The 9,322-nt window shown below is 42.3% G+C and carries 10 protein-coding genes; 4 read left to right on the forward strand and 6 right to left on the reverse strand.

All coding sequences use genetic code 11. The features are described from left to right. The first annotated feature begins 39 nt into the window (after positions 1-39). The gene (locus RMX69_RS06945) at positions 40-342 is read left to right on the forward strand and encodes a DUF1816 domain-containing protein (RefSeq protein WP_194044900.1); all 303 of its coding nucleotides are present in this window, start codon (positions 40-42) and stop codon (positions 340-342) included. Positions 343-530: 188 nt separating this feature from the next. Here the strand turns inward: RMX69_RS06945 and RMX69_RS06950 are convergent, their stop codons facing one another. Further along, positions 531-1,379 (reverse strand): alpha/beta hydrolase, encoded by an 849-nt coding sequence (locus RMX69_RS06950; protein WP_322636987.1) that lies wholly within the window; start codon positions 1,377-1,379, stop codon positions 531-533. Next, positions 1,379-2,629, reverse strand: coding sequence for a methionine gamma-lyase family protein (locus tag RMX69_RS06955; RefSeq protein WP_322636988.1), 1,251 nt, complete (start codon positions 2,627-2,629; stop codon positions 1,379-1,381). The genes RMX69_RS06950 and RMX69_RS06955 overlap by 1 nt, the downstream gene beginning before the upstream one ends. A gap of 90 nt (positions 2,630-2,719) precedes the next feature. Here RMX69_RS06955 and RMX69_RS06960 point away from each other — a divergent pair, with 90 nt between their 5' ends. The 3 genes from RMX69_RS06960 to RMX69_RS06970 all read left to right on the forward strand — a co-directional run bounded on the left by RMX69_RS06960 (position 2,720) and on the right by RMX69_RS06970 (position 6,089). After that, positions 2,720-3,541 (forward strand): acyl-CoA desaturase, encoded by an 822-nt coding sequence (locus RMX69_RS06960; RefSeq protein WP_322636989.1) that lies wholly within the window; start codon positions 2,720-2,722, stop codon positions 3,539-3,541. Positions 3,542-3,735: 194 nt separating this feature from the next. After that, the gene (locus RMX69_RS06965; RefSeq protein WP_289798424.1) at positions 3,736-4,788 is read left to right on the forward strand and encodes a fatty acid desaturase; all 1,053 of its coding nucleotides are present in this window, start codon (positions 3,736-3,738) and stop codon (positions 4,786-4,788) included. Positions 4,789-5,009: 221 nt separating this feature from the next. After that, positions 5,010-6,089 carry a fatty acid desaturase gene (locus RMX69_RS06970; RefSeq protein ID WP_322636990.1) on the forward strand — a complete coding sequence of 360 codons (1,080 nt, stop codon included), beginning with the start codon at positions 5,010-5,012 and terminating at the stop codon, positions 6,087-6,089. 222 nt (positions 6,090-6,311) lie between these two features. On the opposite strand, the gene RMX69_RS06975 is transcribed toward RMX69_RS06970, so the two are convergent. The 4 genes from RMX69_RS06975 to RMX69_RS06990 form a co-directional block, all read right to left on the reverse strand. Further along, complete coding sequence (locus RMX69_RS06975; RefSeq protein ID WP_322636991.1) at positions 6,312-6,761, reverse strand: ArsC/Spx/MgsR family protein; 450 nt, start codon at positions 6,759-6,761, stop codon at positions 6,312-6,314. Positions 6,762-6,986: 225 nt separating this feature from the next. Next, positions 6,987-7,598, reverse strand: coding sequence for a cupin (locus RMX69_RS06980; RefSeq protein ID WP_322636992.1), 612 nt, complete (start codon positions 7,596-7,598; stop codon positions 6,987-6,989). Positions 7,599-7,881: 283 nt separating this feature from the next. Beyond that, positions 7,882-8,367, reverse strand: a complete 486-nt coding sequence (locus RMX69_RS06985; RefSeq protein ID WP_322636993.1) for a hypothetical protein — start codon at positions 8,365-8,367, stop codon at positions 7,882-7,884. 114 nt (positions 8,368-8,481) lie between these two features. Further along, positions 8,482-9,081, reverse strand: coding sequence for a cytochrome c oxidase subunit 3 (locus tag RMX69_RS06990; protein ID WP_229468424.1), 600 nt, complete (start codon positions 9,079-9,081; stop codon positions 8,482-8,484). Between the last annotated feature and the right edge of the window lie 241 nt (positions 9,082-9,322).

A 9,322-nucleotide genomic window follows, 5' to 3' on the forward strand; every position in this document is an offset into this window, starting at 1 on the left:
GTTTAACACCCTGTAGACGTTTATAAATCGGCGAAAACCATGAAAACCATTTGGCATAACCTCAAGGAAGTGTTAATTAACACATTCGACTACATCGGCTTGGCTTGGTGGGTAGAGATTGTGACGCAGAATCCCCGTTGCACGTATTACTTCGGGCCATTTCTAAGTTCTTCTGATGCAACATTAGCAAGCAAAGGATACATAGAAGATTTGGAGATCGAAGGAGCGCAGGGAATTATTGTAAATGTCAAGCGCTGCAAACCTAGTAACTTAACAATTGCTGACGACTTGGGGGAAAGATTTGACCGCAAAGTACAGCCTGCCTTTGGCGGTCAAATTTAAGTTAGGCCAGAGAATGAAAAGGATGCTCTGATGCAAAGACGTAAAGACATAAAGACACAGAAAATCCTTTTACCGTGGGTTATTGCGTCTTTTTCATTCATTGCGTCACCACATCTTCCCTTTCCTTTTCTTCTTCGTCAATAGTCAAATTTTTTTAAATATTTTTTTAATATTAATAAATATTTAGACTATTGACTACCAATTACCTGCGGATGAACTTCGAGCCAATGGTCAATATCATTTAGCACCTGCTGAGGAACTTCCCACGGAAAAAGATGGGCGGTGTTGGGATAGCACTGCCACTGAGAATTGTTGAGGTGTTGAGCAGTTTGTAAGCTGGAATCAGATGTAATGTGGCGGTCTTGCTCACCAGCAAGTACTAAACTAGGACATTGTATTTGTTGCAAATCTAGCAACCGATTGTATCCTGATTGAATTGCACTATAGAGAGCGCGAGTCGCAGCAGGAGAAGTTTGCAAATAAGCTGGTACTGCTTCCTTGGCAATGTAATTGTAAGTAATAGATGTATGTTGTTGGATTAAGTAGCGGAAAAGCGATCGCTTACCAAAAGTTTCAATATTCCATTGCCAACTTGGTTTTATATAGTTCAATAGCGCCGCAATGCCAGTATATAAATTATCCTGCCAAGTGATTGGAGGATGACTGCCACGGGGTTTTGCGGCTGTCGCCACCAAAATCAGCCCAGTAACACGCTCTGGCAAACGTAATGCCATCTCCATTGCCAGAATACCCCCAAGTGACCATCCCAATACTAGGCACTTTTCAATCTGCAAACGGTCTAGCAGCGCTTCTAAATCAGTCAAATGGTCATTCATGTCAAAATTGCCGTTGTAGCGACTTTTGCCGTATCCGCGTAAGTCAGGGGCAAAAGTTTTGTAGCGTTTTGATAAATGATTGGTAAAGACAGAAAGACTACGACCAGTACCAGGATGACCATGTAAGCCCAAAATTGGGAATCCTTGACCTTGGGTGTAAACATTGAGACGTGCAATAGTTGTAGTGTGGCGATCGCTCATTACTCTCCCTTTTTCTGTCTATCGATACTGCCAACTGCATCGATCGCAGCTTCTAGGGCGATCGCTACATGAGTCCAATGAGTTCCTCCCTGGCAATAAACTACATACGGTTCACGCAAAGGCCCATCGGCTGATAATTCCAAAGTACTCCCTTCAATAAATGTCCCCCCAGCCATGACCACCTGGCTCTCATAACCTGGCATATCATCTGGAACAGGGTCTAAGTAGGAACCGATGGGAGAATGCTGTTGTATGGCTTTACAGAAAGCAATTAGCTTTTCGGCAGAACCGAGTTTAATTGCCTGAATTACATCTCCACGGGGAGCAAGAGGTGCGGGATTTACTGGATAACCGAGTTTATCAAATACATAACCAGTCAGATAAGTCCCTTTCATCGCCTCTCCCACCATCTGCGGCGCGAGAAATAAGCCTTGGAACAGCAGGCGATTTTGGTCAAAAGTAGCACCCCCGTAACTCCCGATACCGGGAGCAGTGAGGCGACAAGCGGATGCTTCCACTAAATCGGCACGACCGGCTACATAACCGCCAGCGCTGACAATGGTGCCACCAGGATTTTTAATCAATGACCCCGCCATTAAATCAGCACCTACGGCTGTGGGTTCCCTGGTTTCAATAAATTCGCCGTAACAGTTATCTACAAAGCAAACGGTGTTCGGGTTTTGCTGTTTGACTAAGTGAACGATTTTTTCAATATCGCCAATTGATAAACTAGGACGCCAAGAATAGCCACAAGAGCGCTGAATTAACACTAAACGAGTGTTTTCAGCCACGCTAGTACTTAAAGCTTGCCAATCTATGGTTCCTTCTGAGGTTAGCTCCAATTGGCGGTAATTTATGCCAAACTCGATAAGGGAACCTTGACCTTGACCCCGTAAACCAATGACTTCTTCAAGCGTATCGTAGGGAGAACCGACCACTGCTAACATTTCATCTCCGGGACGGAGAACACCAAACAAAGCACAGGCGATCGCATGAGTTCCCGAAACAAACTGTACTCGCACTGCCGCAGCTTCAGCACCCATAACTTCGGCAAAAACTTTATCTAAAGTTTCTCGTCCTAAATCATCATGGCCATAACCACTTACACCAGCAAAGTGGTGTGCCCCTACACGGTGATTACGAAAAGCATCCAGCACTCGTTTTAGATTATGCTTGACCTGAGTGTCAATTCCAGAAAAAATTTCTAATAGTGCCTGTTCTGCTTGCCGCAGCTGTTCTAAGCTGTTCATCAGTTCCTCGTTCAAAAAAATTAAGATTATAGATATGCGGATTTTAAGATCGCGCAGACTAGGCTGGAAAATTCAAATTCAGGTTACTGCATGACAATTGCTACTTCAACCAAACCTCAAGTTAACTGGGTTAATACCCTGTTTTTCATTGGACTGCACATTGGCGCTTTATTTGCCTTTGTTCCTGGTAACTTTAGCTGGACGGCAGTTGGTGTGGGTTTCTTGCTGTACTGGATAACAGGTGGCTTAGGAGTTACTCTAGGATTTCACCGCCTTGTCACCCACCGCAGCTTTCAAACTCCCAAGTGGCTAGAGTATATCTTGGTTTTCTTCGGCACACTCTCGTGTCAAGGAGGCCCAATTGAGTGGGTAGGGACACATCGCATCCATCATTTACACTCGGATACTGATGCCGATCCCCATGATTCTAATAAAGGCTTCTGGTGGAGCCACATGGATTGGCTGATTCACTACTGTCCCGCTCACGCTGATGTTCCTCGTTTCACCAAAGACATTGCCGAAGACCCAGTTTATCAGTTTTTAGAAAAATATTTCATTTTGATCCAGGTTGCTCTAGGTGTATTGCTTTTGCTTATAGGTGGCTGGTCATTTGTTGTCTGGGGAATTTTTGTTCGCATTGTCTGGGTTTACCACTGCACCTGGTTGGTGAACAGCGCTACTCATAAATTTGGCTATCAGAGCTATGATTCTGGCGATAAATCTACTAATTGCTGGTGGGTAGCCGTACTAGTTTTCGGTGAAGGCTGGCATAATAACCATCATGCTTTTCAATACTCAGCTCGTCATGGGCTGGAATGGTGGGAAATTGATTTAACCTGGATGACAGTTCAATTGCTGCAAGCAGTTGGTCTAGCTACTAATGTAAAGTTGGCCCCAGCAAAAGTTAGTTAGGGGTCAGGAGTTAAGAGTTAGGATGTGTAACGTTTTTAATTCATCACTTCTAACTCCTAACTTTTCAAAAAGCTATTTACGGGTGCGCTTGTGTCAGTTAGGTTGCTATAATCCGAAGCGCTAATGTGAAGAATTTTTACGGCAAGTTACTTTTTGGTGACTTGGTGGAGGAGTTTGTTGTTTTTTAGGTGTCCATGACTACATCAATAATTAATAGCCAGAAACTAAGTGACGAGCCTAGTAATTCCGACTTCCGGCTCAAAGATATTGTCAAAACCCTGCCACGCGAATGTTTTCAGCAGAACCGTCGCAAAGCTTGGACACAAGTAATACTCAGTGTCTTGGCAGTCGCCTTGGGCTATTACAGCCTGATTATCACTCCTTGGTTTCTCTTGCCCCTTGCTTGGATTTTTACGGGCACTGCTTTAACAGGTTTCTTTGTAATTGGCCATGATTGTGGTCATAGGTCTTTTGCCAAACGTCGTTGGGTAAATGATTTGGTAGGGCATTTTTTCATGATGCCGTTAATTTACCCCTTTCATAGTTGGCGGATTAAGCATAATTATCACCATACTCATACCAACAAGCTGGATGAGGACAACGCTTGGCATCCAATTAGACCAGAAGTGTTTGAAAATTGGGATAAAACCCGACAGTCTGCTTTTGAACTATTCATGCGTAAACGCTTCTGGTGGGTAGGTTCTATTGGACATTGGGCTGTGGTGCATTTTGATTGGCGGAACTTCAAAACTAAAGACCAATCGAGTATCAAGCTGTCTGTGGCTGTTGTAGTTGTGTTTGCTGCGATCGCTTTCCCGACTCTCATCGCTACAACTGGTATCTGGGGATTTGTCAAGTTTTGGCTAGTGCCCTGGCTGATTTACCATTTTTGGATGAGTACTTTTACTATTGTTCACCACACTGCCGCAGATGTTCCTTTTGCGACAGCGAATAAGTGGAACGAGGCTCTAGCACAGCTATCTGGAACTATTCATTGTGATTATCCACGTTGGGTAGAAGTCTTGTGCCACGATATCAATGTTCACGTCCCTCATCATATTTCCACTGCTATTCCTTCTTATAATTTGCGGCTAGCTTACAGCAGCATCAAAGAAAATTGGGAGCCTTATCTACATGATGAGTGTCAGTTTTCTTGGCCTTTAATGAAGCAAATTACAGACCAATGTCAACTATACACAACTGATGTTGGCTATAAGACTTTCGACGAACATTATACAGAGCGATAAATAGCACTGTGACTAAACTCACGCTCTTGAACTCAACGAGAGCGTTGATCATGCTGTGTTTAAATAGAATTTGGCGACTTTTTACCAACTAAAAATTGTTAGCTAAATTGCCAAAAATTATCTTCTTTGGTGTTAGCGATCGCTAGTTTCGTGGGCATCCTAGAGGTGAGATTATCTTGTCTCAAAATCAAGTTCCGATTTATATCTAACAAAAGAATCCAGTGCAATTAGATACCGTCAGTTTCAACAATACTCTTAGCGGTGAAACGTCTGAGGATACAACTAAATTACCTTTCACTCTTCAAGATTTAAAATCTGCAATCCCTGCTGAATGCTTTCAGCCCAATGTAACAAAATCACTTTTTTACTTTTTTCGTGACATCCTGATTATCGGTCTGCTTTATGCAGTAGCTAATTACCTGGATTCTTGGCTTTTCTTCCCGATTTTCTGGCTAATGCAAGGAACGATGTTTTGGGCTTTGTTTGTAGTCGGGCATGACTGCGGACATCAATCTTTTTCTAAGCAGAAATGGCTCAATGATTTGATTGGACATCTTTCTCACACACCAATACTTGTTCCTTATCATGGTTGGCGGATCAGCCACAGAACCCATCACAAAAATACTGGCAATATCGATAATGATGAAAGCTGGTATCCTGTGACCGAATCACAATACAAGGAGATGCCCTTAGCCCAAAAGATCGGCAGATATTATGTTTTTCTCTTAGCTTATCCTGTGTATTTGTTTAAGCGTTCTCCTAATAAGGAAGGCTCCCACTTTATGCCCGGCAGTTCGCTTTTCAAGCCATCGGAAAAATGGGATGTCATCACTAGTACTGTACTTTTGATTGGTATGGTAGGTTTGCTCGGTTTCCTCACCTACCAATGGGGTTGGATGTGGTTGCTGAAATATTATGCAGTACCCTACCTTGTGTTTATAATTTGGCTCGATTTGGTGACATTCTTGCACCACACTGAGCCAGAGCTTCCCTGGTATCGTGGAGAAGATTGGACTTTTTTGAAAGGCGCAATTTCTAGTATTGACCGTGATTATGGTTTGGTTAATCATATCCATCACGATATTGGTACTCATGTTGCTCACCATATATTCCTTAACATCCCTCACTACAATTTACTGAAGGCAACTGAGGCAATAAAACCAGTGATGGGTGAGTATTTCCACAAATCGGAAGAACCTATTTGGAAGTCATTATGGCGTTCATGTGTCAGCTGCCATTTTGTACCTGATAGTGGTAGTAGGGTTTACTACACATCCAACAACAAGTTAGCTAAAGACTAGTGGTTCATCTCATTAATTCTGATAGGTGAAGGTGAGCAGATCCCCGACTTCTTAAAGAAGTCGGGGATCTTACAGCCCAGCAAAATTAATGCGATAGACCACTAGAGCCAATTTCAAAAGCCCTCTCCCAAGCTTGGGAGAGGGCTTTTGATTCATAGAAGAAGTCTAATAACTTAAGCTGGCTTGCTTTTGATTTTGTTCACCATGATGGTTACAGCCATCCTAATGATTATGGTGATGATGACCAGGACCGTGGGAGCAGTTTTGCAAATCTTGCTTCATCAGCTTGTCGCTGATTTCTTGCAAGGATTCATCCACAGCTTGTAAGCCAATCCAAGTATCAATCTTTTGGACATCAAATCCTACCTCACGGCGATCGCCTACTTCTAACAAAGGACGGCGAATCAACAACGGCTCTTTCAGCATCAACGTCAAGGCGGTTTGGGCATCGATTTTTTCAGGAACCACCTCACCAGATTTTATCTTGGGAGCGGAAAGATTAAACCATTCGGCTACGGGGCGATCGCCAAAAAATGAGCGCAATCGTTCAACTGTCCAAGGTTCTGTTAGCAGGTTGTGTGGTATCACTTCATGACCGGCAGCTGTTAGCAAAACTTTTTGCTTAGTACCACCTTTACAGCCTGGTTTGCTATAGAAAATTACTCTTGCCATTTAACTACCTCTTAGTAGAATACGATTTGTTTGTAGGGATTCACGGCTGTATGCCCCTACTCCCGGATTTCTCACCACACCTCTTAAAGCCTGCGTTTGTGCCGGGGAGAAGTAATAAGTAATAAGTAATGAGTAAAAACTTATTACTTATTACTCATTACTCCTTACTCCTCCTCGCTCCATCAAATGCCTTAAGCTTGTGAGAAATGCGGGTACTGCATGATGCTAAAAGTTTTTAGCACTATACTTAATCGGGTCAAACTCAAATCTCTCATTCGGATCGGTTTCGCCGTAGATATTAAAAGTCACAGTTGGTTCATCACCTACTGCTTCTACACAGTGAATTGCATCGGGAGTAAAGCTAATAATATCTCCTGGGGATAGAGTTACCTCTCCCGTTGCTTCAATTTTGTCCTGAAATTCGGGGCTATTAGTGCGTCGCCAAAAAGTATTTTTTTCCTGACCTTTTAGCACCGCCACGATTCCCCATGTCCCATGATTATGAATGTTTGATCGGGTTCCCGGTGCAAATGTTACTGTTTGCACAGTCAAGGGAAAACCCAATTCATCGTATAGGAGTAAAACAGAGGTTCCCGTTTTGGGCGAAGGCTCTAAATGTTGACTTCGCACCCAGTAGGAATTTACGATCAAGCGCCTTACGAGCATCCGAATTTCTGGCAGACAATTGGTTTCATTATCACTGCCATTGAGAACATCTTCCACCTCAGTTAAAAACCGATAAAGGCGGTAATTTTCTCTCAATAAATCCCATGCTCTCACAGATTTACAAGCTTGATGCTGACCGTCCCCCGTTAGCAGCCAATCCCTACCTTTCATAACTTTTAAATTGATAACGGAGAAGATTGGATGATCAGGATTGGAGAGACATTAGGAATATTACCTACAGGAAATTGAGTAGGTATCGTGATAGGAGGAAAGATAGAGTTACTATCAGTAGCTGCTCCTAATAGGGAGTAAGAGGAATACGATTTGGTAGATAACCAATTGTTCATGATTTTTCACAAAAAGGGCATTCATTGGGCATTGGTTGTTTTACAGGCGCGATTAATCGCGTCTCTACGCACCCCCACTCTTTCTTGTCGAGAAGTGCATTGACTAATTAATCATCTTCTTCTGCTGGACGTGTCAAAATATCCAGGAGAATTCCGGCACCAAAATCATGCTTTTCATCTATCTCTTTGACTTTGGTGCTGATTTCTTTTGCTTCTTCAATTTCTCCTAACTTTGCTAGTACTAATCCAGAAGCAGCATAAGCATTTAAGTACAATCGAATTTGTGGTTCTTCTTTGCGACTGACTAGTATCGGCTTAAGTTGCTCCCAGTCATCAGGAAATTTTTCTAGTTCTTTAATTTTATCTAATAATTTGATTGTTGTTTGTAGTGCAAGAGAATAATTATTTTTATAATAGAAAAATCTATATGCTGCTACCAATACATCTGTATTTTCACCAGTTTGTGCTAAAGCTTGTTGAATATATTTTTCTGATTCTGATGTATTATCCCAGTTTTGTGCAGCTAAAACTAATAAGTTTTTAATGTCCTTTGGAACCTGGAACCATGAGAATTGGTTTGTATTAGCTTGCATAATAAATTCCTGGAGAGTTAGGAGTTAGGAGTTATGAGTTAGAAGTTGTGAATTACGAGTTAAAAGTTATAAATTCTTAACTCCTCGCTTCTGGCTCCTTACTCCTAACTTTTGTTAAAACAAAGTAAGAACGTACACCAAGGTGAATAATACAATCCAAATAATGTCTACGAAGTGCCAGTAAATTTCTGTCATTTCGATGAAAGTATGATTGGTTGCAGAATATTCACCGGGAAGACGCGATCGCCACAATGCACGTAATATCAATAACAGTCCCACAAAAACGTGCAAACCGTGAAATCCTGTCATGATATAAAAGCAGTTAGCGAAGACGTTGGTAGTCAGTCCGTATCCTAATGTTGAATACTCATAAACCTGACCGCCTAAGAAAATTGCCCCCATGATTGCAGTAATTGCATACCACAGTTGCATTCCCTTGACATTATTCTTTTTAATCGCCGTATCACCGAAGTGAATCACGAAACTACTAGACACCAGAATAATGGTGTTAATTGTCGGCACAAGTAGTTCTACTTCACTGCCTTCTGGAGGCCAAACCGCTGTAGTACCTCGGAAAAATAAATAGGTGGCAAAAAATCCTCCAAACATCAGGGATTCCGAGGCGAGGAACGTCAACAGTCCCCAAACTCTTAAATCTGGATGTTCTTCGTGTCCTGCACTGTGATCTTCGCTTGTGGTTGTAGCTATAGTCATAGATTTTTTGACAATATTATCCACTGTGTCTGTTGTGGAAGCTTGAATGAAGAATGAAGTCTGAAGCGGCAAAATTTTCATTCTTCATCCAAAATTCTTGTTTAACCGGACTCTTCACTTGTTCAGGAATTCTCAAAATTCCGAGTTCCGAGTTCTGAGGCTGAAGTTTCGAGTTCCGAACTCGGCCTTTCGAGTTCTGAGGCTGAAGTTCCGAGTTCCGAACTTGGTCTTTCGAGTTCTG

It is taken from the genome of Nostoc sp. EspVER01, from assembly GCF_034530635.1.
GTDB lineage: Bacteria > Cyanobacteriota > Cyanobacteriia > Cyanobacteriales > Nostocaceae > Nostoc.